Origin of the sequence: Phenylobacterium ferrooxidans, assembly GCF_042714595.1 — a bacterium.
Classification (GTDB): domain Bacteria; phylum Pseudomonadota; class Alphaproteobacteria; order Caulobacterales; family Caulobacteraceae; genus Phenylobacterium; species Phenylobacterium ferrooxidans.
The window spans coordinates 20,916-46,949 of record NZ_JAOTJD010000011.1 but is presented as its reverse complement, the minus strand read 5'-3'; the positions used below and the strand labels follow the sequence as shown (position 1 = coordinate 46,949).

23 protein-coding genes and 1 pseudogene are annotated in these 26,034 nt (G+C 68.9%); 16 read left to right on the top strand and 8 right to left on the bottom strand.

Annotated features, from left to right (window positions below):
• Window positions 1-5: 5 nt before the first annotated feature.
• The gene (locus tag OCL97_RS07705) at window positions 6-1,706 is read right to left on the bottom strand and encodes an ATP-binding cassette domain-containing protein (RefSeq protein WP_377369052.1); all 1,701 of its coding nucleotides are present in this window, start codon (window positions 1,704-1,706) and stop codon (window positions 6-8) included.
• Between the two features lie 4 nt (window positions 1,707-1,710).
• The gene (locus tag OCL97_RS07700; RefSeq protein WP_377369050.1) at window positions 1,711-2,682 is read right to left on the bottom strand and encodes an HlyD family secretion protein; all 972 of its coding nucleotides are present in this window, start codon (window positions 2,680-2,682) and stop codon (window positions 1,711-1,713) included.
• 925 nt (window positions 2,683-3,607) lie between these two features.
• Here OCL97_RS07700 and OCL97_RS07695 point away from each other — a divergent pair.
• From OCL97_RS07695 to OCL97_RS07660, 8 genes and pseudogenes are all read left to right on the top strand, one after another.
• Complete coding sequence (locus tag OCL97_RS07695) at window positions 3,608-4,096, top strand: hypothetical protein (RefSeq protein WP_377369048.1); 489 nt, start codon at window positions 3,608-3,610, stop codon at window positions 4,094-4,096.
• A gap of 19 nt (window positions 4,097-4,115) precedes the next feature.
• The gene (locus tag OCL97_RS07690; RefSeq protein ID WP_377369046.1) at window positions 4,116-4,370 is read left to right on the top strand and encodes a DUF2933 domain-containing protein; all 255 of its coding nucleotides are present in this window, start codon (window positions 4,116-4,118) and stop codon (window positions 4,368-4,370) included.
• 10 nt (window positions 4,371-4,380) lie between these two features.
• Window positions 4,381-5,049, top strand: a complete 669-nt coding sequence (locus tag OCL97_RS07685) for a methyltransferase family protein (RefSeq protein ID WP_377369044.1) — start codon at window positions 4,381-4,383, stop codon at window positions 5,047-5,049.
• Window positions 5,050-5,076: 27 nt separating this feature from the next.
• On the top strand, window positions 5,077-7,440 hold the full coding sequence (locus OCL97_RS07680) for a heavy metal translocating P-type ATPase (protein ID WP_377369042.1): 2,364 nt from the start codon (window positions 5,077-5,079) through the stop codon (window positions 7,438-7,440).
• Window positions 7,441-7,551: 111 nt separating this feature from the next.
• The gene (locus OCL97_RS07675; RefSeq protein ID WP_305705136.1) at window positions 7,552-7,851 is read left to right on the top strand and encodes a hypothetical protein; all 300 of its coding nucleotides are present in this window, start codon (window positions 7,552-7,554) and stop codon (window positions 7,849-7,851) included.
• 208 nt (window positions 7,852-8,059) lie between these two features.
• A pseudogene (locus OCL97_RS07670) lies at window positions 8,060-8,146 on the top strand (methionine adenosyltransferase); the annotation flags it as partial.
• A gap of 105 nt (window positions 8,147-8,251) precedes the next feature.
• On the top strand, window positions 8,252-8,623 hold the full coding sequence (locus tag OCL97_RS07665; RefSeq protein WP_377369039.1) for an S-adenosylmethionine synthetase family protein: 372 nt from the start codon (window positions 8,252-8,254) through the stop codon (window positions 8,621-8,623).
• A 223-nt stretch (window positions 8,624-8,846) separates the two neighbouring features.
• Window positions 8,847-9,479 carry a sigma-70 family RNA polymerase sigma factor gene (locus OCL97_RS07660; protein WP_377369037.1) on the top strand — a complete coding sequence of 211 codons (633 nt, stop codon included), beginning with the start codon at window positions 8,847-8,849 and terminating at the stop codon, window positions 9,477-9,479.
• Between the two features lie 16 nt (window positions 9,480-9,495).
• Here OCL97_RS07660 and OCL97_RS07655 read toward each other — a convergent pair whose 3' ends face one another.
• The 4 genes from OCL97_RS07655 to OCL97_RS07640 are packed head-to-tail and all read right to left on the bottom strand — an operon-like array spanning window position 9,496 to window position 15,647.
• A complete protein-coding gene (locus tag OCL97_RS07655; RefSeq protein WP_377369035.1) occupies window positions 9,496-10,392 on the bottom strand; it encodes a ribose-phosphate pyrophosphokinase in 897 nt (298 codons plus the stop codon).
• Window positions 10,389-11,912 (bottom strand): thymidine phosphorylase family protein, encoded by a 1,524-nt coding sequence (locus tag OCL97_RS07650; RefSeq protein WP_377369033.1) that lies wholly within the window; start codon window positions 11,910-11,912, stop codon window positions 10,389-10,391. Before OCL97_RS07650 ends, OCL97_RS07655 begins: the two co-directional genes overlap by 4 nt.
• Window positions 11,909-13,267: an MBL fold metallo-hydrolase RNA specificity domain-containing protein gene (locus OCL97_RS07645; RefSeq protein WP_377369031.1), complete on the bottom strand. Its 1,359-nt coding sequence runs from the start codon at window positions 13,265-13,267 to the stop codon at window positions 11,909-11,911. The genes OCL97_RS07650 and OCL97_RS07645 overlap by 4 nt, the downstream gene beginning before the upstream one ends.
• Window positions 13,268-13,280: 13 nt before the next feature.
• Window positions 13,281-15,647, bottom strand: coding sequence for a phosphoketolase family protein (locus OCL97_RS07640; RefSeq protein ID WP_377369029.1), 2,367 nt, complete (start codon window positions 15,645-15,647; stop codon window positions 13,281-13,283).
• A gap of 574 nt (window positions 15,648-16,221) precedes the next feature.
• Between OCL97_RS07640 and OCL97_RS07635 the strand changes: the two genes are divergently transcribed.
• The 8 genes from OCL97_RS07635 to OCL97_RS07600 all read left to right on the top strand — a co-directional run bounded on the left by OCL97_RS07635 (window position 16,222) and on the right by OCL97_RS07600 (window position 24,698).
• Window positions 16,222-17,334, top strand: coding sequence for an acyltransferase family protein (locus tag OCL97_RS07635; protein ID WP_377369027.1), 1,113 nt, complete (start codon window positions 16,222-16,224; stop codon window positions 17,332-17,334).
• Window positions 17,335-17,380: 46 nt separating this feature from the next.
• A complete protein-coding gene (locus OCL97_RS07630) occupies window positions 17,381-17,767 on the top strand; it encodes a hypothetical protein (RefSeq protein ID WP_377369026.1) in 387 nt (128 codons plus the stop codon).
• Between the two features lie 99 nt (window positions 17,768-17,866).
• Window positions 17,867-18,142: a hypothetical protein gene (locus OCL97_RS07625; RefSeq protein ID WP_377369024.1), complete on the top strand. Its 276-nt coding sequence runs from the start codon at window positions 17,867-17,869 to the stop codon at window positions 18,140-18,142.
• 126 nt (window positions 18,143-18,268) lie between these two features.
• Window positions 18,269-19,498, top strand: coding sequence for a TolC family protein (locus OCL97_RS07620; protein WP_377369022.1), 1,230 nt, complete (start codon window positions 18,269-18,271; stop codon window positions 19,496-19,498).
• A complete protein-coding gene (locus OCL97_RS07615) occupies window positions 19,495-20,982 on the top strand; it encodes an efflux RND transporter periplasmic adaptor subunit (protein WP_377369020.1) in 1,488 nt (495 codons plus the stop codon). The genes OCL97_RS07620 and OCL97_RS07615 overlap by 4 nt, the downstream gene beginning before the upstream one ends.
• Window positions 20,979-24,128 (top strand): efflux RND transporter permease subunit, encoded by a 3,150-nt coding sequence (locus OCL97_RS07610; protein WP_377369018.1) that lies wholly within the window; start codon window positions 20,979-20,981, stop codon window positions 24,126-24,128. Before OCL97_RS07615 ends, OCL97_RS07610 begins: the two co-directional genes overlap by 4 nt.
• A gap of 235 nt (window positions 24,129-24,363) precedes the next feature.
• Window positions 24,364-24,561, top strand: a complete 198-nt coding sequence (locus OCL97_RS07605; protein WP_377369016.1) for a hypothetical protein — start codon at window positions 24,364-24,366, stop codon at window positions 24,559-24,561.
• An 11-nt stretch (window positions 24,562-24,572) separates the two neighbouring features.
• Complete coding sequence (locus tag OCL97_RS07600; RefSeq protein WP_377369014.1) at window positions 24,573-24,698, top strand: copper-binding protein; 126 nt, start codon at window positions 24,573-24,575, stop codon at window positions 24,696-24,698.
• On the opposite strand, the gene OCL97_RS07595 is transcribed toward OCL97_RS07600, so the two are convergent.
• On the bottom strand, window positions 24,686-25,126 hold the full coding sequence (locus tag OCL97_RS07595) for a MerR family DNA-binding protein (protein WP_377369012.1): 441 nt from the start codon (window positions 25,124-25,126) through the stop codon (window positions 24,686-24,688). The genes OCL97_RS07600 and OCL97_RS07595 overlap by 13 nt on opposite strands.
• A gap of 438 nt (window positions 25,127-25,564) precedes the next feature.
• Window positions 25,565-25,966: a Cu(I)-responsive transcriptional regulator gene (gene cueR, locus OCL97_RS07590; RefSeq protein WP_377369010.1), complete on the bottom strand. Its 402-nt coding sequence runs from the start codon at window positions 25,964-25,966 to the stop codon at window positions 25,565-25,567.
• Window positions 25,967-26,034 lie beyond the last annotated feature (68 nt).

Here is a 26,034-nt window from a genome sequence, read left to right as displayed (position 1 = left end):
GAGCTTCATGCCGCCCTCGCCTCGCCCCGGGCCCGCGCGATGAATCCGAGGAACACGTCCTCGACGCGCGCCTCCGCAAGGCCGAGCTCCGCGTTCAGGGCGGCCAGGGTCCCGAGCGCGATCATCCGGCCGTCCATCATCAGGCCGAGACGGTCGCAGTAGGTGGCTTCCTCCAGGTAGTGCGTCGAAACGATCACCGCGACGCCCTCGCTGGCCAGGGCCGAGATCAGCCGCCAGAAGCGGAACCGGGATAGCGGGTCGACGCCGGACGTGGGCTCGTCGAGGAAGAGCACCTTCGGCCGGTGGACAATGGCGCAGGCCAGCGCCAGGCGCTGGCGGAGCGCGCTAGAGAGGTTGCGCACCAGGCCCTGGTCCGCCGTCGGGAAGCCCGCGCGGTCGCAGGCCCACCGGATGCGCGCGTTCATCTCGGCGCCCGGGACCCCGTACGCTCGCGCGAAGAAGGTCAGGTTCTCCCCGGCGGTGAGGTCGGTGAACAGCGAGACCTTCTGCGACACATAGCCGATGCTGGACCGTACCTGTTCGCTCTGGCGGGCGACATCGAAGCCGGCCACCGTCGCCGAGCCCTCGCTGGGCGCCAGCAGCCCGCAGAGGATGCGGATCAGGGTGGTCTTGCCCGCGCCGTTGGGACCAAGCAGGCCCAGCACCTCGCCGGCCTTGACCGCCACCGTCACGTCACTGACCGCGACGAAGTCGCCGAACCGGCGGGTGACGTGCTCGGCGGCGACGAGCACCTGCGACCTTGCGATGCGGACGGGTTCCGGCTGCAGGGCGTCGGCCGGGCCGTCGCCGGAGGCCGCCACGGTGAATACGTCCTCCATCGTCGGCTCGACCGGCTTCAGCTCGCGGCAAGGCAGCCCGAGGGCGGGCGGCCTGTCGGCGGCGCGAAGCTGGACGCGGACCTCCTCGGCCGAGCGTCGCTGGAAGCTCAGCACCTCCGGCGAGGTCAGCAGCACCGCCTCGGCCGCCGCCGGATCGGGGGTGCGCACGCTGTAGACCCGCCCCCGCGCCATCCCGCGAAGTTCCGCCGGCGCGCCCATCGCCAGCGGCCGGCCGTCGCGCAGCAGCAGCACGCGGTCGCTGGCGTCGGCCTCGTCCATATAGGAGGTGGCGAAGAGGATCGACCGCCCCTCGCCGCGCGCCGTATCCAGGATCCGCCAGAGTTCGCGACGCGAGAGCGGGTCGACGCCGAGGCTGGGCTCGTCGAGGATCAGGAGCGGCGGCTCGTGGATGAGGTTGGCGCAGAGCGCGAGCTTCTTGCGCATCCCGCCGGAGAGCGCGCCCTCGCGCCGCGTCTGGAAGCGCTCCAGGCCCGCCATCGCTAGGAGCTTGGCTTTGCGAGGCGCGAAGGCCTCCTTCGGGACGTCCCGGATGGCGGCGGCGAAGGCGAGGTTCTCGGCCACCGTCAGCCGGTCGTAAAGCGAGAAGCCTTGCGACATGTAGCCGACACGGGCCTGGACGCGGTCCGGCCGCTTGCGAACGTCTTCGCCCAGCACCCTGCAGGCACCCTCCGTGGGACGCAGGATGGCGGCCACCATCTGCAGCAGGGTCGTCTTGCCGGCGCCGTCCGGCCCGACCACGCCGAACACCTCGCCGGCCCCGACGCGGAAGCCCACGTCCTGCAGGACAGAGCGCCCGCCAAAGCGGCGGCCAAGCCCGTCCGCCTCGATGACCGGGGTCGCGTCCACCCGCCTAATCCGGCACGCGGAGCGCGGCCGGCCAGCCGCGCCGGGAGTCCCACAGGATCCAGCTGTCAGCAGGCATTCCCGGCTTCAGCAGGCCCCCGGGATTGGCCGCCTCCAGCGTCACGCCATACACCGTGCGGCTGCGCTCGTCGGCGATGTGGACGTCGCGCGGCGTGAACTGGGCCTGGGCGTCGACACGCGCCACGCGGGCGGGGAGATCGCGACCCGGAAAGGCGTCGACCCGGATGCGCGCGGGCGCGCCCAGGCGCAGCTTTCCCAGGTCCCTTTCCTGGATGAAGACCTTCAGCCTCACGGTGGCGAGGTTCGCTAGCACAGCCACCGGCTGTCCGGCGGCCACCACCTCGCCGGGTTCGGCCAGGCGCTCCAGGACGGCGCCCGAGAGCGGCGCGACAACCTCGGTCTTGGCGATCTGCGAACGGGCGAGCGCAAGGGACTTCGTCGCCACCATCGCCTGGGCGTCAGCCTCCGCGCGCTGCTGGCGCAGCACGCTCACCTGGTCGCTTGCCGCGGCGTAGCTGTTGCGCGCGACGTCGAGCCGCTGCGCGGGAATCCAGCCTTGCTGTCCGAGCGACTCGTATCGCGCCAGGTCGGTCCGGGCGGTCCGCGCATGGTGGGCGGCGAGCCCGATCTGGGCGTCGATCTGCGCAGCGGTCCGCAGCGCGGCCACCCGCTGGGCTTTGGCCCGCTCGCCCAGCAGCGTGTAGTCGGCGGGATCGATACGCGCCAAGGTCTCGCCCGCCCGGACCGACTGGCCCTCGACCGCGCGGTTCTCGACGACGCGACCGGGCACTTCGGGCGCGATCCGCACTTCGTCCGCCTCGATGCGCCCGCTGCCGTAGATCAGCTGCGCCGGCAGGGGTTCCGGCCGCATGCGCCAGTAGGTGACGCCAGACGCTGACGCGATGGCGATGAGCCCGAGCGCGACGAGCACCGCGGCGGCTTTTGGCGAGAACTTCAAGGCCCACCCTCCTGATCGCATGGCGCCGGCATTGGATTAGGACGCGGCGACCGGCGCCTTGTTACAGGCCAATCGCGGTGTGCGGCCGGGTCGCGCAGCGAGCGACTTCAAAGCCTCGCCGATCTCCGACGTAAGTCTCGTCGGCTGGCGGATTTGCGGACCGCCGTGGACGACGCGGTGGCCGACCGCCCGGACAGGCGTTTCAAGCCGGCGCTCAAACCAGGTCAGCAGGTCGAGAATGGCCTCGCTTGCTACCCGCTCCGCACAGGCGACGGCGGCGCAGCGCCCTTGGCGTTCCAAGCCAGTACCTGGAGATCGACAGGTCCATGGCTCAATCGCGCTCGAAGGATGGGCTGCACATCGGAGCCCTGCAGGTCAAAAACGCCCAGCTTGGTCGTCGAGGAGCCGGTGTTCACTGCGAGAACATGCTGGGTCATGGGCGTCCCCGCGCGCTCGGTGAGCGGGCTTACTCATGGCGTCAATCTTGGCGAGCGGACGATCGCCGAGCGACAGAAATACCGCCGCGGGCGGGCAGGATGAATCAACTGACGCAGAAGCCCCTCCACCCTTACGCGGACAAAACCACGGCCGCAGTAATGTCGACGAAGCCGCCGCGTCTTTGGAGTCGGCACCGCCCAGGGGCCAACATCGCACCGCCCGGGGGCAAGCGACATTACCCGGAGGCCAACGGAGCGCACAATGACTGGCGAACAGACCCGGCTGTGAACGGTTACGGCGTCATAGGCAGGCGCGTAGCCGCCGCCGTGGCCCTGCAGGCCGACATGACGCTCGTGCGTGAGAGGCCTGGCGACGAGCCCGCGGCCAGTTGCCGCGCCGTCGCGTAATGGCTGCGCGCGTCCTGCGTCAGACTGAACATCGCTCCCTCAGGCTCGGGTCTCCTCGGCGTCTGCTCCAGCGAAAGGACATGGACATGCAAGCTGCTCGCACCGGGTCCAGCCGCACCCTTGCCGCGATCACCGTGACGGCGGCGACTCTGGCCGCATGTTCCCCCCGTCCCGTCCAGGGCCAGTCGCAGGTCGTCGACGGCCTCAAGTTCGACTATGGCCTCGTCGCCGAACCGGCTCGCGGCGCCCCGCCCGCGAGCCATCCCGATCCATCGATGCATGGCGGCGCGCCCGCCCAGCCGCACACCTACCACGTAGTGCTGAGCGTGGCCGACGCGAAGACCGGCCAAAAGGTCGGTGCTTCGGAAGTGGCCGTGGGGCTCTCCGGCCCCGGCCATCCGGGGACAAATATCGCGCCCATGGAGGCGATGTCGGTCAACGGCCAGGCGAGCTACGGCCATTACGTCGTACTGCCCGAACCCGGACCCTATCGGCTCGAATTCCGCGTCACGCCATCCGGCAAGCACCAGCCGGCAAGAGCCCGCTTCACGCTGGAACGGCCAGCCTAGCCGAGAGGAACACAAGACCGTGCCCAACCTCCCCAATTCACGCGGCCTGCTTCGCGGACTCATGATCGCCGCCTTCGCCGCGACCCTGGCCTATCTCTTCTTTGGCGAGCACCGGGTGCATCTGCTGGGCTACCTGCCCTTCCTGATCCTCCTCGCCTGCCCGCTGCTGCACATGACCATGCATGGCGGACACCAGGGACATGGCGGCCACGGCCACCCGCCCGATCCGGCCAACCCGGGTGATCGGACTCCCCCCCAACAACCGCAATCCTAAGGAGCCGGCGATGCAAGAACCGCAAGCCTACGGGCTCTGGTCCCTGGTGATCCTGAACTCGGTGCTTTTCATCTTCTTCGCGTTCAGCTTCTTCAAGCCAAACACCGCGCGGGACTGGCGCTCCTTCGGCGCCTTCAGCGCCTTCCTGGTGGCGCTTTTCACCGAGATGTACGGCTTCCCGCTGACGATCTACGTCCTGTCCGGCTGGCTGCAGAGCCGCTATCCGGGCGTCGACTGGTTCTCGCACGACGCCGGCCACCTGCTGGAGACGCTGTTCGGCTGGAAGGCCAACCCGCACTTCGGGCCGTTCCACATCATCAGCGCGCTGTTCATCGGCGGCGGCTTCTGGCTGATCTCGGCCGCCTGGCGGGTGCTCTACAACGCCCAACGGACAGGCGAGCTCGCCACCACGGGTCCCTACAGATCGGTCCGCCACCCCCAGTACGCGGGCTTCGTGCTGGTGATGTTCGGCTTCCTCCTAGAGTGGCCGACGATCCTCACCCTGGCGATGTTCCCGGTGTTGGTGTTCATGTATTGGCGCCTGGCGAGGTCGGAGGAGAAGGATACGCTGGCGGCCTTCGGCGAGCCCTACGCCGCCTACACGCGCGTCACCCCGGCGTTTCTCCCGAAGCTCACCCGCCGCGACCGCGGCGCCGACACGGCGCTCGGGCGTTCCTGATCCGCCACACAAGCCAGTCGAGGTCCGATGTCCACGATCACCGTCGATGTGTCCGGCTTCCGGACGCCCCTGGATCCGCTCGTCATCGAGAAGCACCTGCGGGGGTTGAAGGGTGTCCGCAAGGCCACCGCCAACTTCGCCTCCGCCACCGCCAGCGTCGACTACGACGCGGCGAAGGTGGGCGCCGCGGACCTCGAACAGGCGGTGCGGGATTGCGGATTCCACTGCCGCGGCGAGGTGGTCCCGCGCCATGTCTGCACGCCGGGCGAGGACACCGTGTCCCACGGGCCCGGCCGCCACGACCACACCCGACATGGCGGTGCGGCGCCGAAGGCCGCAGAGAAGGCCGACCATGACGATATGGCCAGCATGGGCCATGGCCCCGGGATGGACATGCAGGCGATGGCGCGGGACATGCGCAACCGCTTTGTGGTCAGCCTGGTCTTCACGATCCCGATCTTCTTCCTGGCGCCGATGGGCATGGAGGCCATGCGGGTCGATCCCCCCTTCGGCCTGCCGTTGAAGCCTACTCTCTTCGTGCTGGCCAGCGCGGCTATCCTCTACCCGGGCTGGCCGTTCTTCGTCGCCGCCGTTCGCGCGCTCCGCCGGCGGGTTTTCAACATGGCCGTCCTGGTCCTGCTGAGCGTTGGCACCGGCTACCTCTTCAGCGTCGGGGCGACCTTCTTCTTCGAGGCCGAGCAGTTCTACGAGGCCTCGGCGCTGTTACTGGTTTTCATCCTCCTCGGCCACTGGCTGGAAATGAGGGCCCGCGCCGGAGCGTCGGACGCCATCCGCAAACTGATGGACCTCGCCCCGCCCACGGCCAAGGTGCTGCGAGACGGGGTCGAGATTGACGTTCCCACCTCTCAGGTGCAGGTCGGCGACCAGGTCGTCGTCCGCCCCGGCGGCAAGATCCCCGTGGACGGCGCCATCGAGGACGGCGCTTCGGAGATCGACGAGTCGATGCTGACGGGCGAGTCCCTGCCGGTGTCTAAGACGGTCGGCGACACCGTGATCGGCGGCTCGATCAACAAGACCGGCGCCTTCCGCTACCGCGCCACCAAGGTGGGGGCCGACACCGCGCTCGCCCAGATCGTCAAGCTGGTGCAGGAGGCGCAGAACTCCAAGGCCCCGGCCCAGCTGCTCGCCGACCGGGCCTCGCAGTGGCTCGTCCTGGCGGCCATCGCCGTCGGCCTCGCCACCTTCGCGGTGTGGTTTTGGGTGATCGGGGAGACGCTGCTGTTTTCCCTGACACTGACGATCACCGTCTTCGTCATCGCCTGCCCCGACGCCCTGGGCCTGGCGACGCCCATGGCGATCATGGTGGGCACCGGGCTCGGGGCGCAGCACGGCATCCTCATCAAGGACGCCGCGGCGCTGGAGGAGTCCGTCAAGCTCGACGTCATCATCTTCGACAAGACCGGCACCCTCACCCTGGGCGAGCCGAAGGTGGTGCAGGTCACCCCCGCCGCGGGGTTCGATGAGGCGATGATTCTGACCACGGCCGCGGCTCTCGAGCGCGGGTCCGAGCACCACATCGCCAAGGCGGTCCTGGAACGGGCGAAGACCCTGCCGGTGCTGGCGGCCAGCGGCTTTGAGTCCTTCGGCGGCAAGGGCCTTAGAGCCACGGTCGAGGGCAAGACCGTGCTTTCAGGCAACCGTATGCTGATGGCCGACAACGGCGTCGACCTTGGCGAACTGGCGGCGGAGTCCGAGCGGCTGCAGGGCGCCGGGCGCACGGTGGTGCACATCGCCCGCGACGGACACGTGATCGGGCTGATCGCCGTCGCCGACGCCGTCCGCCCGACCGCAAAGGCCACGATCCGGCGTCTGCAGGAACTGGGCGTTAAGGTCGCCATGATCACCGGCGACAACCTCGGCACCGCCCAGCGGATCGCCGGCGAGCTCAGCATCGACATCGTGCTCGCCGACGTCCTGCCGGGGGACAAGGCGGCCAAGGTCAAGGAGCTGCAGGCTCAGGGCCAGAAGGTGGGGATGGTGGGCGACGGCGTGAACGACGCCCCGGCGCTGACCCAGGCCGACGTGGGCTTTGCGATAGGCGCCGGCACCGACGTGGCCATCGAAAGCGCCGACGTGGTGCTGATGCGCAGCGATCCGGCCGACGTGGTCAAGGCAATCGAGCTCTCGCGGGCCACCCTCCGCAAGATGCATCAGAACCTCTGGTGGGCGGTCGGCTACAACGTCGTCGCCTTCCCGCTCGCGGCCGGGGTGCTCTATCCCATCACGCTCAGCCCCGAAGTCGCCGCCCTGGCGATGTCCGGCAGCTCGGCCTTGGTGGCGGTCAACGCCCTGATGCTGAAACGCACCCGCCTGGGCGCGAAGACTGTCTCCGCCCCGGACGCCAGGACCAGAGCATCGCCCGGGATCTGAGGGCGCGCTGACGCGCTCGCAGGACAGAAAGACCCCTGCCTGTAAGGCCGGGGCGCGACCAACGTCTTATCCCAAGCACGCCGCCCCTGCGGCGCCTCTGGAGGAGACCCCATGTCCGCCTCGCTTGAGCACCCGTCCGGCGTCGCACGCGCTACGACCGGCGGTGTCGCCATCATTCCGCTCGGCCTCACCCTCTCGCTGTTCTTGTCCGGCAATTTCCTGCTGTGCGCGCTCGGTGGCTTCCTTCCCGGCCTAGAGAACCTGCACTTCCTCTCGGCGCTCTATCCCGCTCTGGACTGGACCAGCCCGGCCCTGATCATCGCCGGCGCCGCCTGGGCGTTCGCCTGCGGCTGGTACGTCGCCTTGGTCTGCGGCTGGCTCTACAACGCCTTCGCCGCGCCTCGGACCTAAAGCTCGCTCCCTAGCGTCGGATGGACGCCTTTATCCTCACGCCGATCTCGGCGGAGGTGCGTCGGCGGAAATCGCCGTCGAAGGCGCCTGCGCCGGCTCGCGAACCATCTTCACGCGCTCGACGTCGACCGGCAGGGCCGAAACGCTACAGGCGCCGCCCCGGATCGGCGGACCTTCGTAGCCTGTCGACACCGCCCGGACTGGGGTTCCGCAGGCCAACGACACCCCCATAGGCGTGGGCTATGCGCCCCTGAGCCCGCGTGAGCGCATGGTGCTCGCCGTCGAACGCGCCGTGGTGGCCCAGGCCGAGCCGGGCCAGCGCCCCGCCTGGGCGAGGACGTCAAGGTCATGGGGTCCGATCCGGGGACCGACTAGGCTTGACCCTCTCCAGCGCCACGATTTGAGCCACCTGCCAAACCTCAAGCCTATCTGGGCGAAAGTCCCCGCTGGAGGCCCTGGTCCTGAAACGGCGGGCTTCGGTTTCGCCTCGGTCGAGGTCGCGGTGAACGCGGCCGGCCGCCCCGACCTCAACGAAGTCTATCTCACAGTGACCGACACCTCCGTGGCCGCCCAGGCCGTCGCCCGCCGCATCGTCGCCGACCTGCCCGAGGTCCTCCGTGTCGAATCCCTTCTGGTGAGGTGGGTCGGCGCGACCATCGCCACGCCGGCCGTGGCCGAAGTCCGCACTGCGCTCGCCGATCACCGCCCTGCCCGCCCGATGGCCTGCGAGGCCGAGGTGTTCCTGGATGGAGTTATCTATCTGTACGGATAGGAATTCGACGCGGACTAAAATCGCAACCTTACAGTTACGGCAAGGATTCGGCGATGTATTCAAACCTTACCACAATTGGAATCTTGTTCTTTTCTGTCGACTATTCCGAGATTCAGGTCATTTTCCATTGAATGCTGTCTTTTCCGGACCGTCAGTTGATCTCCATCAAAGAGTTTTCGCCAGTTGCGATTGATCTTCGCTCGCAGACCGAGATCGGACCCCCATGACCCAAGTCACCCGCGGCATCGTCGAAGGTCCGCCGGCCCCCGGCGCCTATCTTCACCTGATGGCCCGACCGACGCCACGCGCCGAGATCCTGCGGCTGGTCGAACAGCGCCTTCGCGAGGGCCAGGCCGGACGGATGCGATTCCTGCGCAGCCGCCTGCGCTCGCGGGAGGACGCCGAGGACGTGCTGCAGGAGTTCGCCCTCAAGACCGTCCAAGGCGCCGAACGCTTGACCGATCCGGCCAAGGTCGACGCCTGGCTCGCCGTCACCCTGCGCAACGCCCTGTTCGACCGCTACCGTCGCAACGCCGGGCGCGTCCGGCTGCAGCAGGCCGCCCAGGCCGAGCCCGCGGCGCCGGTCGAGGCCGAGACGGAACTGGAGGCGCCGCTGGCCTGCCTCTCGAACACGCTCACGGAGCTGAAGCCCGGAACCGGCGACCTCCTGCGCCGCGCCGAGCTTGAGGAGACCCCCCTGCGCCGCTTGGCGGGCGATCTGGGGATCACCGCCAACAACGCCGGCGTGCGGGTGCATCGCGCCCGCGAGGCGCTGCGCCAGGCCATGCAGGCGCGCTGCGCGGCCTGCGCCACCCGCTGTGAACTCGCCCAACGCTTCCTCGACCGCATCGCCTGAGGCGGCGCGGAGCGACTCAGCCGACCGCGCCCTCGTCCCGCAGAGCGTCGGCGAGCAGGCCCGCCACCGAAATCCCATTGCTCGGGTGGGGGAGGGTGTCGGTCGAGACGATCCGTTCGGCGCGCCGGGCGAGTTCGGCGAAGGCGTCCTCGGCGAATAGGGCGTGCACGGTCACGCAGACGGGCGGCGGCAGCCCACGGGCGCGAAGACCGTCGGCCACTTCGATCATCGTGCGTCCGGAGGAGACGATGTCGTCGATCAGCACCGGACGCCGGTCGCGCCAGGGCGTCAGGTCGGGCATGGCGATATCGACGTCGCGATCGCCATGCCGAGACTTCTCCAGGACCAGGTGCGGCGCCCCGGCCCGTCGCGCCACCTCCGTCACCCACTGCTCGCTCTCGCTGTCCGGGCCGATGATCAGGGGCAATTCCACCTGGGCGGCGATCCAGTCGGCGAGCAGCGGCGCGGCGTGCAGCGCCGTCGCCGGGACCGTGTAGATTTCCGACAGAGCAGCGTGACGGTGCAGATGCGGGTCGATGGTCACCAGCCGGTCAACTTCGGCGGAGATCAGCTGCGCGAAGTGGGTCGAGGTCACCGCCTCGCCAGGCAGGAAGCGCTTGTCCTGGCGCATATAGGCCAGATAGGGCGCGACCAGGATCAGGCGGGTCGCGCCGAGCTCGCGAAGCGTCCGGGCGGCGAACACCAGCCGCAGGAACTGCGCGTCCGGGCGGGTCAGGCTGCAGACGAGGATCGCCGTCCGGCCAGTCACGTCGGATCGCACGCGGACATAGGATTCGCCGTCCGGGAACTGCCGGGTCTCCAGCACGCCGAGCTCGGCGTGCAATTGGGCGGCCAGATCCCGTCCCAGGGACTCCGAGCCCGGCAAGGGCATGATGATCGGCAAGGCGCTCATGCTTCGATCTCGATCATGTCGGGGTGCGCTGTGGCGTAGTCGAGCGCATAGGCGAGTTCGCCCGAGGTCTCGGCGTTCACGGTCAACAGCGGCTGCCCCCGCGCCACCTCGTCGCCCAACCGCGCCTCGAGCGTCAGGCCAGCGGCCTTGCGGTCCGGCGCGCCCGCCAGCTTGGCCAGGGTGGCGACCTGTCGATTGTTGATGAGCACCACGCGGCCTGCCCGGCGCGCGAGGATCGGCGAGCGGACCGCCGCCTTGGGCGGGGTGCGCATCCCCCCCTGCGCCTCGCAGATCCGCTGGAACTTGGACCAGGCCCGACCGTCCGCGAGCACGGCCTCGGCGAGGCGTGCGCCTGTCCCGGGAACCGCGGCGCCGGCCAGCTCCAGTGCGGCTCCGGCAAGCAGGCAGGCCCGGGCCCTCAGGTCCTGGGGCGCGTCCGAGAGGTTTTGCAGCACCGCTAGGACGTCCCAGGCTTCTAGGGCGGGGCCCACGCCGCGCCCCACCGGCTGGCTGCCATCCGTCAGCAGGCAGCGCGCCTTGACCCCGAAGCGCGCCGCGACCTCGGTGAGGCGCGTCGCGAGCTGCTGGCCGGCGGCCTCGGAGCGGACCTTGGCCGTCGGGCCGACGGGCAGGTCCAGGACCACATGGTTGGACCCGGCGGCGATCTTCTTCGACAGCACCGAGGCGACCAGTTGGCCCTCGGTGTCCACGTCCAGGACGCGTTCGATGCGGATGAAGATGTCGTCGGCCGGACTGAGGCTCACCGCTCCGCCCCAGACTAGGCATCCCCCTTCCGCCTCGACCACCCGGCGCATGGCGGCGAGGTTGAGGTCGACGGGCGCCAGGGTCTCCATGGTGTCGGCCGTGCCGGCCGGCGAGGTGATGGCGCGCGAGGAGGTCTTCGGAGCCATCAGGCCGCATGCGGTGAGGATCGCCACTACGATGGGGGTCGTGCGGTTGCCCGGCAAGCCGCCGATCGAGTGCTTGTCGATCACCACCGGGGCGTCCCAGGTCAGCCGGTCGCCGACGTCCACCATCGCCTGGGTCAGGGCCACAGTCTCGGCCTCGTCGAGCGGCATGGCCGACGACGCAGTGAGGAAGGCCGCCAGATGGATGTCGGTGTAGCGCCCCGCCGCGACGTCGCCGACGATGGCCGCCATGGCCGGCGCGTCGAGCCGGCTGCCATAGATGCGGCGGCGGACGCTCGACAAGGATTCGAGCGCCGGAGCATGGCGCACCCCTATGGGATCGCCCGGCTGCACGTCAAGCAGCCGCCAGGCCTCTTCCGAGAGCGCCGCCTCATCGTGTGCGATCAGGTCGCCGTCGAGTTGCAAGAGGGTCGCATAGACCTCCCGGTTCCCCGCGGTCAGCAAGACCCGCGCGCGGGCGGACAAGCCCTCGGAGCGACAGACATGGCAGTCTCGCCGCATGAGCACGATGGCCTCATGCTGGGTGAACAGGCCAAGCCGCCGGGCGCGAAGCCGCGGACTGGGCGCGAGGGCCGGCGGGCGAAGGCTCACAGCTGGTGCCGCTCCATCATCTGCGGGATCACGCAATCCCATCCTAGCTTATCGGTGATCCGCAGGCGCAGGGCATCCGACGCGTTCGGCTCACCGTGCACGATGAAGGTCTTCTTCGGCGGCCGGCGGAACCCCGAGAGCCAGCGCAGGATCTCGTCGGCGTCGGCATGCGCCGACAGCATCTGCAGGTTCTGCACCTCGGCGTTGATGGGAATCCATTGGCCGTGAATCTTGACCTCCTTGGAGCCCTCGACCATGGCCCGCCCGCGGGTGCCGGCGGCTTGGAAACCGGAAAACAGGATGGTATTGCGGCGGTCCGGGCCATAAGCCTTGATGTGGTGCAGGACGCGTCCGCCGGTGGCCATGCCGCTGGCCGCTAGGATCACCTTGGGCATGGTGTTGGACGTCAGCGCCTTTGAGGCCTCAACGTCGCGCACATAGGTCGCCACCGCGCAGGACGCCTCGCAGACGTCCGCGGGCAGCCGATGGTCCTCCAGGTGGGCGCAGAGCATGTCCGTGGCGCTGATCGCCATGGGACTGTCCAGGAAGATCGGGATTAGGCCCAGCCGGCCCTGCTGCTTCAGCCGCCACAGGTGATAGAGCAGCGATTGCGCGCGGCCCACGGCGAAGGTCGGGATGATCACCGTCCCACCCCGGGCGGTGGTCCTCTCGATGATCTCGCCGAGGGCGTCGTCGGAGTCGCGGTCATCATGCTTGCGGTCGCCGTAGGTCGACTCGATGACCAGGTAGTCGGCGTCCTCCACCGGCTCGGGATCGAGCATGGTGGCATCGCCATAGCGGCCCAGGTCGCCGGAGAAGACGACCTTGGTCCCCTTCCAATCCACCTGCGCGGTCGCCGCCCCCAGGATGTGGCCCGCCCGGCGCAGGGTGAGCCGCGCGCCCCCGGCCAGCCGCGCCTCCTCGTGGAAGGCGACTGTCTCGAATTGCTCGATCGTCCGCTCTGCGTCGTGAACCCCGTAGAGCGGCAGGGCCGGCTTATGCTTAGCGTAGCCGTGGCGGTTGGCGTCCTCCGCATCCTTCTCCTGGATGTGCGCGCTGTCACGCAGGATCAGCGCCGCCACGTCCTGGGTCGCCGAACTGGCGTGGATCCGTCCGCGATAACCGTCCTTCACCAGCTTCGGAAGATAGCCCGAATGATCGAGGTGGGCGTGGGTCAGGACCACGGCGTCGATTGAGCCCGGCTGGACCGGGAGGGGACGCCAGTTCTGTTCCCGCAGGGCCTTCAGGCCTTGAAACAGGCCGCAGTCGACGAGCAGGCGCTGGCCGTCCGTCTCCAAGAGGTGCTTCGAGCCGGTGACGGTTCCCGCGCCGCCGAGACTTGTGAGACTGATCACGTTTTTGTCCTCCTCAGAATGTGGCCATGTCGAGGGCGCGCGGGTTGGCGCGACCGGCCACGGCTTTCAGTTCGGGTTCGGTGAGTAGGTCGCTCGGCGAGACGTCCAGGCTCCGCGCCGCCGCCTCGATCAGGTGGGCCCAGGTGCAGCGGTTGGCGAACAGCATGCCGAACACATCGAACGTGCCGCCGCGGCCGATATAGCCCCGCGAGATCAGCTGATCGCCTCCACCGTCGATCCTGCGCAGGAGCCCCTGCATCGGTTCGGGCCGCGTGTGGCTCACCAGCACCCGCGGGAGCGCGCGGGGAAAGGCCGCTTCGATCTCGGCGTCGGCGAGCGTGCATTCGGCTTCCAGGGCGTCGCGCGGCGCGCGCAGGCGCCCGGGCTCGAGCACCGCGGTGACGCAGGCGCGATGTCCGCGGGCCTCGAGCCTGTCGCGGGCCTTCAAGGCCTCAAGCGCTTGGTAGGCGCCGACCGCCACGATCTGCACCTGGGCGTCGTCCGGCGCCCCGGCCAGATGCGCCCAGCCCCGGGCCACCAGACCCGCGGCCCCTGCCGCGTCGAGCAGCCAAGGCAGGACGCGCTTGGGCGTCACCAGGCAGGCGATTTGGCCGCGGGTGCGATAGACGCTTTGCAGCGCCGCCACGGCGCTATTGGCGTCGATGGGGAACAGGACCCGCGCGGTGTCGGACATCTCGCCCAGCAGGGCCTCGCCCAGGGTCGGGTCCTGGTGAGACTGCTCGTTCTTGGAGTTTTCCCAGGTGTGGGAGGTTGCGAGCAGTGGGATGGAGATCCAGCCCGCCGGCGCACCGGCCTCCCGCTGGCGCCGGGCGAAAACGATCTCCTGGCGCAACGCGCCCAGCATTTTCATGGCGAAGGCTTCGTAGCTGACGATCAGGTTGAGGCCGCCCTTGTTGCCCAGGGCCGCCCCGCTCACCGCTTCTTCATTCAGCGCGGTGATCACCGCCCCATCCACCGCCTCGGCCGTCCCCGGCTCGGGTCGGTTCACCCGGTGCTTGAGGCGGTCGACGGTCTTGCCCATGCGGTTGCTGCGCAGTTCGTCCGGACTGCCGACCCGGGGCCGTAGGTGCGGGTTCGCCGCCACAAGGTCCACGAACCAGGCGTCCAGCGCCTCCATCGGTGAGGCCTCGCCCATGACGGGGTTAAGCGCGGGCTCGCGCGGCGCCTCGGGCCGACGGGTGGCGGCAGGTTGCAGGCTCTCGGGCGGCCGATGCTGCAGGGCATGGGTCCGCAGGACACCCACCGCGGCGTCGAGCTCGGCCATGGGCACGAAGAGCTGCGCGGTCGCGGCGTTGAACGCCTCGCGCGCACCAGCGTCGGTGCTGGGATTTCCGGAGAGGGGCAGATTGTGGGCGCGGTTCGTCCCGGCGCCCGGGAACCCGAACCCCTTGATCGTCCGAGCGATCACATACGGCAAGGGGGCCGGATAGCGGCGCTCCGGGTCGGCGCTGAACCGCTTCAGGCGCTCCTCGCTTTCCAGGATCGCCCAGGCGAAGGCGGCGGGATCGCGCCCATCGATCCCCACGGGGTCAAAGCCACTAAGCGCGAGGTGGCGCTCCAGCCAAACTTGTCCGCCCTCCTGCTCGATCTCGGAGCGCTCCTCGATCCGCCGGCCGTTCAGGATCATCACCGGCGTCGCCAGGCCGCTGTCCTCAGCGCGCCACCAGCGCGGCGCCCAGTCGGAGCCCCGCTGTTCCTCGAACGCGCCGTCGCTTAGGAAGGCCACTAGGCTCTCGCCGCGCAACGGCATGTGGACGTACTGGAGTTCCGCGAAGCCGAGATAGCCACCTTCTGAGACCGCCCCGGCGGTCTGCGGCCCGGCGTGGCTACCGAGCGGAGCCGCCGGCGCCCCGTCCGCCCGGATCCCGTAGCCGTAGAAGTCGCTGACCAGTTGCGAGAGGCCGGCCTCGGTGCGGTCGTAGCGCTGGCGCTGGGCCGGCGAGACATCGCCCGTCAGGACGTTGATCGCCTCTATCGCCGCCACGCAATGACCCTGCCCCATCACCCACGCGCGGGTGACGCCTGAGAGCACATTCGCCGCTAGGTAGCCGGCGAAGGCGGGGGCCATGTTGAGCGATCCGCCCGTATGGCCCTCGGGATCGGACTTGAAGCTCTGGGCCGGCAGCGCCGCCCCGCTGAGATCGACCTTGCGGGCGTAGCTCATGTGAACGATCAGCCACATGGCCGCCCGGGTCAGACGGTCGGCCGCAGCCAGCACGCGATAAATGCTTTCAGCGTCTGGCCAGCCGCCGCGCCGCACCAGACGTTCGACCAGCGCCTCGACCTTCGCCACCGTGTCGGGTTGGCGCTCCAGGACGCCATAGCCGTCCTTCCATGCCTCGGCCCAATCGTGGGTCACGCGCCTGCCTCCACCACGCCCTCAACGGCGACGCTGGTTAGGACGCCGCAGGCGCGGGACGCTTACGGGCCGATCGACGGCTAAGGCTAGCGGTCTCCGCGTCTTCGCCCTCAAAATAACGCACGCATCCCTACGACAGGCTCGTTATCTGGCATTGTCGCCGTCCCCGGGCATAGTCGGCCGTCGTATCGAACTTGCGATCCCGGGACACCCCGACATAAGAGTGCGACTCTCGGTGGATCTCTGGCGACGAAGCCTCCTCCCAGAGACCGCCGCCGCCATCGCCGTCCTCGCCCTGGTCAGCCTGCCGGGACCCTTGGCCCCGCGCGAGGCCATGGAGCGCGGCGACGGCCACGCCTCCTACGTGCGACGGACAGCCGCCCACAGGTCCGCGCCCGAATATTCAGAGTCCACCCTATGGCTCTATGTAATTGTAGTATTTGGCGCCACGAGAGAACATTCCAGCTGTGTCAATGTTTGCCAATTCTTTTCGGCATTTGCATTCCATTAGGACCAGGACGGCACACTGGAGCTGCCCATCTGTCCAAGGCCGCGCAAACACGCCGGATACGCCATGCCGCAGAACCTCAAAGCCCTGACCAGTCTGCGCTTCATCGCGGCCATGTGGGTGGTCAGTTTCGACTACTGGCATGACCTCACAGCCGTCACGCCGCGCCTGGTGAGCAAGGGCTATCTCGGCGTCGAGTTGTTCTTCGTGCTCTCCGGATTCATTCTCAGCCACGTCTATCTGCAGGGCTTTGGGGAGCGCAAATTCCGCTACGCCGACTTCCTCTGGGCTCGCCTGGCGCGCGTCTATCCCGTCCACCTAGCGACTCTCCTCGGCATGGGAGCCCTGATCGCCGGCGCCACGCTGCTGGGCGTTGAGGCTGGCGGCAAAGTGCTGGTCTGGTCCTCGTTGCCGGCCCAGTTTACCCTCACCCAGGCCTGGGGTCTGGGCCTGCAGGGCGGCTGGAACCATCCCTCCTGGTCGATCTCGGCCGAATGGTTCGCCTACCTGACCTTCCCGGTCTTCGCGTGGGCGGCCTGGCGTCTGCGCCACCGCCCCGGCGTCGCCGTGCTCCTGGCCCTAGTGCTCGTTGCGGCGTTGGAGACCGGTTTCGAGCGGTTCGCTGGCTTCCCCCTCACTCAGGCGACCATCGCCTGGGGCGCGCTGCGAATCGTACCCTGCTTTGCCCTGGGCTGCGCCGTCTACCTCCTGTGGTCAGCCCATCCCATCCGCCGGCCGGCCTTGGCGATCGCGGTCGCTGCCGTGAGCCTCGGCACGATCCTATTGGCTCTTCAGTCCGGCGCACCGGACGCGGTTGCCATCGGGCTGTTCGGGGGGCTGATCTTCAGCCTGGCCGGCCTCGCCAGCGCCGGGTCGCGACTGCTGACCGCCGCGCCCCTGGTTTATCTCGGCGAGGTCAGCTTCGCCGTCTACATGGTCTGCATTCCCTGGCAGCTGGTCTTCGTGAAGGCCGCCCACCGCGGGTTGGGCCTCCCCGACGGGCCTTTGCCCCTGCCACTTTGGCTCGCACTGGTCGTCGGCGTCGTTCCCGCAGCGATGGTCTTGCACCACCTGGTCGAACGCCCGGCGCGCGACGCCATGCGCCGCCACGGCGTCCCCTTTCAACGCGATCGCACCCGGCTTGGAGCGCGGTCGGCGGCGGTGGCCGCCGGCAATTGATTTTGATCATATGACCTGGCGCGCCAGAGGCTGTAGAAAAGAGGCGATGCGACTCCTACTCGCCCTTCTGGCCGTCCTGGCCCTGCTCGGGAACCCGGCGACCGCCGGGGCCGCTCAGGTCGCCTGCACCGCCCATGGGGCCGCGACTGCCATGAGCAGCATGGGCATCGCCACGATGCCCGACATGTCTCACGCAAGCCCCGAGACGGCGACCGCCGATCCCTGCTGCGACCAATCGGGAAAGTCCAAGACGGCTGACCTGAGCTGCGTCCGGGCCTGCGCCGCAGCCTGCGCTGTCATTGTGGCCCTGCCAAGCCCGGAAGTCTCTGTCGCCTGCTATGCGACCGCCGCCGCTGTCCGCCCGACCTCGATGACCTCGCGGGCCTCCCAGAGGCAGGCCCGGCTCGAACGACCTCCCAGATCGATGGGCTGAACCCGCGGCGCTTTGCGCCGGCGGGATCGCGCGCACCTGCGCGCCAGCCGGCCGGACTCCATCCGGCCATAGCCATCGAACCTTGAAGGGAGCCTTCCCATGTCCATCCGTGATTTTCTGGCCGCCAGCGCGCTATCGCTCGGCCTTGTCCTGACCCTTACCGCCCCGGCCGCCGCCCAACCCCATGGCAAGGGCGGCAACTACAGCTTAGCGCCAGCCCCGCGCCCCGCGCCCGATCGGGTCGCCAAGCCCAACCAAGGCGAGACCCACTGCGTCTGCCCGATGATGAAGGACGCCGGCGCCCTGCACCGGCGGCCCATGACGCCCGGGGGCGACCCGCAGGCTCAGCCCGCCACACCGGGTCTGCCCGGCTAGCCAGCTTCCCCGCCACGCCGGTTATCCCCTGGCGCGGCGACGGAGGGCGCCGACGGGTGCTCACGAGCACTCGTCGGCGTTTCCGCGCGACCGTCCCTGTCCTTGATCTCGCCCCAGGAGCCCCAGATGCGCACTGCCTGGCTGTTCGCCGCCTCGGCCATGCTGGCCAGCGCGACCCAAGCCGCCCCCCTCACCTTCGACGCCGCGCTGAGGCTCGCCGAACAGAGCGCGCCCAGCCTCGCGGCCAAGTCGCTCAATGTCGTCGCAGCCCGATCGTCCGCCATCGCCGCTGGCCGCCTGCCCGACCTCAAGCTACGGGTGGGTCTCGACAACTTCCCGGTCTCGGGCCCGCCGGCTTGGCGTTTCGGCCCGGAGAGCATGACTATGGCCACCCTGGGCGTCATGCAGGACGTGCCCAGCGCCGCCAAGCGCCGGGCGGCGCGAGACCGCGCCGCTGCCGACATTGGCGTGGCGGAGGCCTCCGGCCGGCTCGAGGTCCGCGACGTGCGATTGGGGGCGGCCCTGGCCTGGATCGACCTCCACTACGCCGAGCGCCGGCTGGCCGCGCTGGAGGAGGTAAGCCAGGCCCTGGCCCCCCTTCGCGAGACCGCGCCTGCCCAGATCATGGCCGGCGCCGCGCGGCCCGCCCAGGTTCTGGAGGTCGATCAGTTGACCGCGGCCTTAGGCGACCGCCGCGCCGAGCTCACCGCCGTTATCGCCAAAGCCCGAGCCGACCTCGCTCGGTGGACCGGAGACCCGACCCCTGATGCCGCCGGCGCGCCGCCGTCTTATTCTTTGGACCCCGAGAGTCTGCGCGCCGGCCTGGACGCACTTCCCGCGCTCACCGCCCTTGAGGCTCTGGCCCGCCAGGCAGACGCCGATCTGGCGGTCGCCAGGGCCGACAAACACCCCGACTGGAGCTGGGAGTTCGCCTACCAGCGCCGCGATCCCATGTGGGGCGACATGATCTCCGTCGGCGCGACGGTCAGCCTCCCGATCTTCGCCCGCAAACGTCAGGACCCGCTCGTCGCGGCCCGCACCGCCAGCGCCAGCCGCGTGCGTCTGGAGCGCGAGGCCGCCCGCCGCCAGATTGGCGCGGCGTTCGACACCGACCTCGCCGACCAAGCGCTGCTCCGTAACCGGCTAGCGCGCGCGGAGGCCACCCTGATCCCGTTGGCAAAGCGCCGCGCCGACTTGGAGACTGCAAGCTACGCCGCAGGCTCGGCCGGCCTGGACAATGTGCTGGAGGCCTTCCTGGCCCTTGCCGACGCCCACATTGACCGCCTGGATCGCGAGGCGGCGCTCTCTCGCGACACAGTCCGCATCGCCCTCACCTACGGAACCGAAGCGCCATGACCGTCCAGACCTCTTCCCGCGCGCGGCTGGCCCTGGCCGCCGCCGCCTTATCTCTGACCGCCGGCGCAGCCGGTTTCGGCCTGGCCCAGCTCAGCCACGGCCGCATGGCGGCGCGCCCGCCGACCGCGGCCGCCCCCGGTCCCGGCCCCAAGGTGCTCTACTGGTACGACCCGATGGTCCCGGACCAGCACTTCGACAAGCCGGGCAGGTCGCCCATGGGGATGGAGATGATCCCCAAGTACGCCGATGCGGCGCCTGGGGCCGTGGGTGTCCGGATGGACCCTGCCGCGGCCCAGAACCTCGGGATGCGCCTCGCCACCGTCCAACGGGGCGACTTCGCCCAGCGCCTAGACACCACCGGCCTCATCGATTTTAACCAGCGCGAGGTGGCCGTCGTCCAGGCCCGCGCGGCCGGGTTCGTTCAACGGGTCTATGCCCGCGCGCCGGGGGACGTGATCGCAGCCGGCGCCCCGATCGCTGACCTCTTGGTCCCGAGCTGGGGCGGGGCGCAGGCTGAGTACCTGGCGGTGCGACGCTCCGAGAGCCCGGCGCTGGAGGCCGCCGCGCGCCAGCGCCTCCGGCTCTTGGGCATGCCCGAGGGCCTGATCGCGGCCGTCGCCCGCGACGGGCGGCCGCGGGCTGTGGTAACGGTCACAACCCCCGTGGGCGGGGCGATCCAGACCCTCGATGTCCGCCAGGGCATGACCGTGAGCATGGGCCAGACCCTCGCCCAGGTCTCGGGCCTATCCACGGTCTGGTTGAACGCCGCTGTACCGGAGGCCCAGGCCGGACAGCTGCGCGTCGGCGCCTCCGCCCGGGCCGAGCTCGCCGCATATCCGGGCGAGACCTTCAGCGGGCGGGTCGCCGCCGTGCTGCCCGCCGCCCAGGCCGAGAGCCGCACCGTTACCGCCCGGATCGAGCTCGCGAACCGCGATGGTCGGCTGAAGCCCGGCATGTTCGCCACCGTCCACCTGGACAGCGCCTTGGGGTCCGCTCTCTTCGTGCCATCCGAGGCCGTGATTCGCACCGGCAAGCGGTCGCTGGTGATGTTCTCCGCCCCGGGCGGACGCTATCAGCCGGTGGAGGTACGGCTCGGCCGCGAGGACGGGGATCGTACCGAAATCCTCGCCGGTCTCGACGAAGGCGACAAGGTGGTGGCCTCCGGCCAGTTCCTCATCGACTCCGAGGCGAGCCTCTCCGGCCTCGACGCCCGGCCGCTTCCCGCATCGACACCTCCACCTGCAGCAGTTGCAGCCGCTCTCAACGAGACGCGCGGGCGCATTGAAGCGTTGGCGGGCGATCAGATCACCCTCAGCCACGAGGCGGTGCCGGCGATTGGCTGGCCGGCTATGACTATGACGTTCACCCTGGATCCGCCCAGCCTGGGGAAGGCGGTGAACATCGGTGATCGGGTATCCTTCGGCTTCGAGCAACGGCCGTCCGGCGCCGTCGTCCGCCGCATCATCAAGGCGCGCGCCCAATGATCGCCGCCCTGATCCGCGCCTCTGTCCGCTATCGCGTCTTTGTCCTGCTGGCCGCCCTGGCCCTGCTGGTCACCGGCGTCATGGCGCTGCGCACCACCCCCGTCGACGCCCTTCCGGACCTCTCGGACGTGCAGGTCATCATCCGTACGACCTATCCCGGTCAAGCGCCCCAGATCGTCGAGAACCAGGTCACCTATCCGCTAGCCACCACCATGCTCTCGGTCCCGGGCGCCAAGACGGTGCGCGGCTATTCCTTCTTCGGTGACAGCTTCGTCTATGTGCTGTTCGAGGATCACACCGACCTCTACTGGGCCCGCTCTCGGGTGCTCGAATACCTAAACCAGGTGCAGAGCCGGCTTCCCGCCGAGGCCAGGGCGTCGCTGGGGCCGGACGCCACGGGGGTGGGCTGGGTCTATGAATACGCCCTGGTCGATAGGACCGGACGCCACGACCTGACTCAGCTCCGGTCCCTGCAGGACTGGTTCCTGCGCTACGAGCTGAAGACACTGCCGGGCGTGGCCGAGGTAGCCTCCATCGGGGGCATGGTCAAGCAGTACCAAGTGGTCCTCGATCCCGTGAAACTCGCCGCCTACGGCGTCACCCAGGCCCAGGTGACCGAGGCGATCCAGAAGGCAAATTCGGAGACCGGCGGCTCCGTTCTGGAATTGGCCGAAGCCGAGTACATGGTCCGCGCCTCGGGCTATTTGAAGTCGTTGGACGACTTCCGTGCCATCCCGCTGCGCGCCACCGCCGGCGGAACCCCGGTGCGGTTGGGCGATGTCGCCACGATCCAGATCGGTCCTGAGATGCGCCGCGGCGTCGCGGAGCTGAACGGCCAGGGCGAGGTGGCCGGCGGCGTGGTCATCCTGCGCTCCGGCAAGAACGCGCGGACGACCATAGCGGCGGTGAAGGACAAGCTGGTCGACCTGAAGGCTAGCCTGCCCGCGGGCGTCGAGATCGTGCCCACATATGATCGCTCCCAGCTCATCGACCGGGCTATTGGCAACCTGCGCGAAAAGCTGATCGAGGAGTTCATCGTCGTCGCCCTGGTTTGCGGGCTCTTCCTTTGGCACGCGCGCTCAGCCCTGGTGGCCATTCTGACCCTGCCGCTCGGGGTGTTGTTCGCGCTGCTGGTCATGCGGGCCCAGGGAGTCAACGCCAACATCATGTCCCTAGGCGGCATCGCCATCGCGGTCGGGGCCATGGTCGACGCCGCCGTGGTGATGATCGAGAACGCCCACAAGAAGATCGAGCACTGGGAACACGACCATCCGGGCGAGCGCCTTGAAGGCGAGACGCGCTGGGAGGTGATCACCGAGGCGGCGGCCGAAGTAGGACCGGCGCTGTTCCTCAGCCTGGTGATCATCACCCTGTCGTTCGTGCCGGTGTTCTCGCTGCAGGGCCAGGAGGGGCGGCTGTTTTCGCCGCTGGCCTTCACCAAGAGCTACGCCATGGCCGGCGCCGCCATCCTGTCGGTGACCCTGGTCCCCGTGCTGATGGGCTGGCTGATCCGCGGGCGCATCCCAGCCGAGAGCTCCAATCCTCTCAATCGCGGGCTTACCACCCTCTATCGACCAGCCCTGGACGCTGCGATGCGCCGACCCCGGGCAACCCTCGTGGCTGCGGCCCTGGTCTTCACCACTACGGCCTGGCCGCTCAGCCAGCTCGGCGGTGAGTTCATGCCGCAGATGAACGAGGGCGACCTGCTCTACATGCCCTCGGCCCTGCCGGGGCTGTCGGCCCAAAAGGCCGCCCAGCTGCTGCAGACCACCGACCGCCTGATCATGACGGTCCCGGAGGTCGAGACGGTCTTCGGCAAGGCTGGAAGGGCCGAGAGCGCCACAGATCCCGCGCCGCTGGAAATGTTCGAGACTGCAATCCAGTTCAAGCCAAAGGCGCAGTGGCGGCCGGGCATGACCCCGGCGAAGCTTATCGAGGAACTGGACCGGGCCGTGAAGGTCCCGGGCCTCACCAACGTCTGGGTGCCGCCCATCCGCAATCGCATCGACATGCTGGCCACTGGGATCAAGAGCCCGATCGGGGTAAAGGTCTCTGGCGCGGACCTCCCCGAGATCGACCGCATCGCCCGCGATGTCGAGACCGTCGCCAAGACGGTCCCGGGGGTGAGCTCGGCCCTAGCCGAGCGCCTGGCCGGCGGGCGCTATGTGGATGTGGACATCGACCGTGAGGCAGCCGGGCGCCTGGGTCTGAACATCGCCGACGTCCAGGCGATCGTCTCGGGGGCCATCGGCGGCGAGAACGTCGGCCAGACCGTCGAGGGCCTAGCGCGCTATCCGATCAGCCTGCGCTATCCGCGCGAATTGAGGGGTAGCCTAGAGGCCCTGAGGGCCCTGCCCATCCTCACGCCTTCCGGCCAGCAGATCACCTTGGGGACCGTGGCCCGGATCGAGATCGCTGACGGTCCGCCGATGCTGAAGACCGAGAATGGCCGCCCCTCGACCTGGGTCTATATCGATGTCCGCGGACGCGACCTCGCCTCAGTGGTCACTGACTTGCGCAAGACGGTGGCACGCGACGTCAAGCTCTCAGCAGGGGTCTCGATCTCCTATTCCGGACAGTTCGAGTACCTGCAGCGCGCGGTCGAACGGCTGAAACTGGTCGTCCCCGCGACGCTCCTAATCATCTTCCTGCTGCTCTACGTCACCTTCGGTCGCTTCGACGAGGCGGCCCTGATCATGGCCACACTGCCCTTCGCCCTCACCGGGGGCGTCTGGATGCTCTACTGGCTGGGCTACGACCAGTCAGTCGCCACCGGCGTGGGCTTCATCGCCCTAGCCGGGGTCTCGGCGGAGTTCGGCGTAGTCATGCTGATCTATCTCAAACAAGCTCTGGCCGAGCGGGGCCCCGCTCCCGGCCTAACGGAGGTCGCCGCCGCGGTGCGGGAAGGTGCCCTGCTGCGGGTCCGTCCAAAGGCCATGACCGTGGCGGTTATACTGGCCGGCCTGCTGCCGATCCTGGTTGGCCACGGCTCCGGCTCCGAAGTCATGAGCCGAATCGCCGCGCCGATGATCGGCGGCATGCTGACCGCGCCACTGCTGTCGATGCTGGTGATCCCCGCCGCCTACCTGCTACTGCGCGGTCGGTCGGCTAGGGCGGCGCGTTCGACCGCGCCCCCGCCCGAATGACCCGGATGTTGCCAGGGGGCTCAGGATGCTCAGGCCAGACGATGCTTTCTGGCCCCTGGCGTCATGGCGCTACCCCCATAGGGTCATGAGGCCCGGGACGACGACTTGGTGGGCTACAGCGGCTACTTATCGCTATCCTTCCACGGCCATTGCAGGCTCGCCTAGGGAAACTCCGCCGCCACGCGTAGTCCCTGCGCCCCACGCGCTGTGCATCGAACCTGCTGGAAGACTGACAATGAGACTGCGGCTCGCCACCGTCCTGGCGTACACCGCCGCCGGACCCCTCCTTGCCCAGTCCGGCGGGACGGACACCACGATGGCGCACGAGGCCGACTACGCCGCCATGGTCCTCGCCGATGGAGAGGACGTGGTGAAGTCCGTGGACGCCAAGGCCGGGACCGTTACGATCCGGCACGCCCCGATTCCGCCCTGAAGTGGCGGGGCATGACCATGCTGTTCAGGACGCCGGCGGCTTCGATCCTGCAGACCGTCAAGGCCGGTCAGGCCGTTCGATTCAAGCCCATGCAGATGAGTGGTGCGACCAGGCTGACGGCGATTCAGCTCAAGTAGGTTCCGCGCCTCGGACCGGTCCTATCCGCCGCAAGTAGGGGAAGGCCGATCGCCTTGGGGAGAATTGGCGCCTCCGGGCGCTCGCCCTTTGCACAGGCCTCCGACAGGTCGCGCAACACATCTGCCAGGGCCTGCAGCCCGGCGATGCGCGCTTCAAGGTCGGCGAGGTGCAGGTTGGCGGTTGCGTGGACCTGCTCGGCCGGCCGCTCGCGCTCGCGCCACAGCTCCAGCAGCTGCGTGATCTCCTCGACTGAAAACCCAAGGTCTCGGGCGCGCCGGATGAAGGTCAGCTCGTGCACTTCACGCGGGCCGAAGCTCCGGTAGTTCCCATCAGTCCGGTCCGCCGGGCGCACGAGGCCGATCCGCTCATAGTAGCGGATCATCTTGGCTGATACGCCTGAGGCTTCCGCCGCCCGCCCGATATTCATGCTCGCCGTACCTCCGTTAGGTATACGCCCGGAGGCGTGCGCGCCCCTCACGGTGGGCCGACGGTAGCGCTTGTTGCCCGATGGTCGGGGGATTGGGGCTATGCGAGTCGTGGAAATTGTGAAGGGCGGGGATCTGACGAGAAACCAAAGACTGGAACACCTCATTAACAGCTGGCCGCGGCGCCGCCCGACCGCACGCTCGGGGGTCTTGATGCCGGTGTCAGCCGCGGCATTGTCGCGCGCGGTGCGCCAGATCGCGCGCCAGCGCTGCGCTTGCTCCCGCGGCGGCGCCTTAGTCAGGCTCGGCCTAGCCTTTGGCTTGGCCATTGGCCGCGTAGCCGCAGCAACCTCCGCGGTCGCCGACCTCAAGCCCCAGACTAGGGAGGAATGCTAAAACGCGCTGCGAATGGCAGTGCGATAGCAATTCAGTGAACAACGCTAAGCCGCGACACGGTCCTTGCCGCCCAGCCCTTCGATGATCGGGCAATCCGGGCGTTTGTCCCCATGGCAGCTGCGCATCAGGACCCGCAGCGTGTCGCGGAGTTCGGTCAGCTCGGCGAGCTTACGGTCGATCTCTGTCAGCTTGGCCTTGGCGATCGCCTTCACGGTCGCGCTCTCGCGATCCTTATCGCTGTAGAGCGACAGGAGCTGCCGGCATTCCTCGACCGAAAAGCCGAGGCTGCGAGAGCGCTGGAGGAAGCGCAGGCGATGCACGTCAGACATCGAGTAGTCCCGATAGCCGTTGCCTGCCCGGTCGGCCTGCAGCAGGCCGATGTCCTCGTAGTAACGGATCGTCTTGGCCGACAGGCCCGATTTTTCCGCTGCGTTTCCAATGTTCATGAGGCGATTTCCGATCCGACTTCCGTCAGCATAAAGGTTCCAGTTCCTGGAAGGTCAAGGGCGAGCCG

Excerpts from the sequence above, each read along its gene's own strand:
- OCL97_RS07605 (WP_377369016.1), top strand. The coding sequence starts at position 24,364 with ATGAGACTGCGGCTCGCCACCGTCCTGGCGTACACCGCCGCCGGACCC.
- OCL97_RS07625 (WP_377369024.1), top strand. The coding sequence starts at position 17,867 with ATGTCCATCCGTGATTTTCTGGCCGCCAGCGCGCTATCGCTCGGCCTT.
- OCL97_RS07595 (WP_377369012.1), bottom strand. The coding sequence starts at position 25,126 with ATGAATATCGGGCGGGCGGCGGAAGCCTCAGGCGTATCAGCCAAGATG.
- OCL97_RS07675 (WP_305705136.1), top strand. The coding sequence starts at position 7,552 with ATGTCCGCCTCGCTTGAGCACCCGTCCGGCGTCGCACGCGCTACGACC.
- cueR (WP_377369010.1), bottom strand. The coding sequence starts at position 25,966 with ATGAACATTGGAAACGCAGCGGAAAAATCGGGCCTGTCGGCCAAGACG.
- OCL97_RS07655 (WP_377369035.1), bottom strand. The coding sequence starts at position 10,392 with ATGAGCGCCTTGCCGATCATCATGCCCTTGCCGGGCTCGGAGTCCCTG.
- OCL97_RS07630 (WP_377369026.1), top strand. The coding sequence starts at position 17,381 with ATGCGACTCCTACTCGCCCTTCTGGCCGTCCTGGCCCTGCTCGGGAAC.
- OCL97_RS07635 (WP_377369027.1), top strand. The coding sequence starts at position 16,222 with ATGCCGCAGAACCTCAAAGCCCTGACCAGTCTGCGCTTCATCGCGGCC.
- OCL97_RS07600 (WP_377369014.1), top strand. The coding sequence starts at position 24,573 with ATGACCATGCTGTTCAGGACGCCGGCGGCTTCGATCCTGCAGACCGTC.
- OCL97_RS07680 (WP_377369042.1), top strand. The coding sequence starts at position 5,077 with ATGTCCACGATCACCGTCGATGTGTCCGGCTTCCGGACGCCCCTGGAT.
- OCL97_RS07660 (WP_377369037.1), top strand. The coding sequence starts at position 8,847 with ATGACCCAAGTCACCCGCGGCATCGTCGAAGGTCCGCCGGCCCCCGGC.
- OCL97_RS07610 (WP_377369018.1), top strand. The coding sequence starts at position 20,979 with ATGATCGCCGCCCTGATCCGCGCCTCTGTCCGCTATCGCGTCTTTGTC.
- OCL97_RS07695 (WP_377369048.1), top strand. The coding sequence starts at position 3,608 with ATGGACATGCAAGCTGCTCGCACCGGGTCCAGCCGCACCCTTGCCGCG.
- OCL97_RS07685 (WP_377369044.1), top strand. The coding sequence starts at position 4,381 with ATGCAAGAACCGCAAGCCTACGGGCTCTGGTCCCTGGTGATCCTGAAC.
- OCL97_RS07620 (WP_377369022.1), top strand. The coding sequence starts at position 18,269 with ATGCGCACTGCCTGGCTGTTCGCCGCCTCGGCCATGCTGGCCAGCGCG.
- OCL97_RS07615 (WP_377369020.1), top strand. The coding sequence starts at position 19,495 with ATGACCGTCCAGACCTCTTCCCGCGCGCGGCTGGCCCTGGCCGCCGCC.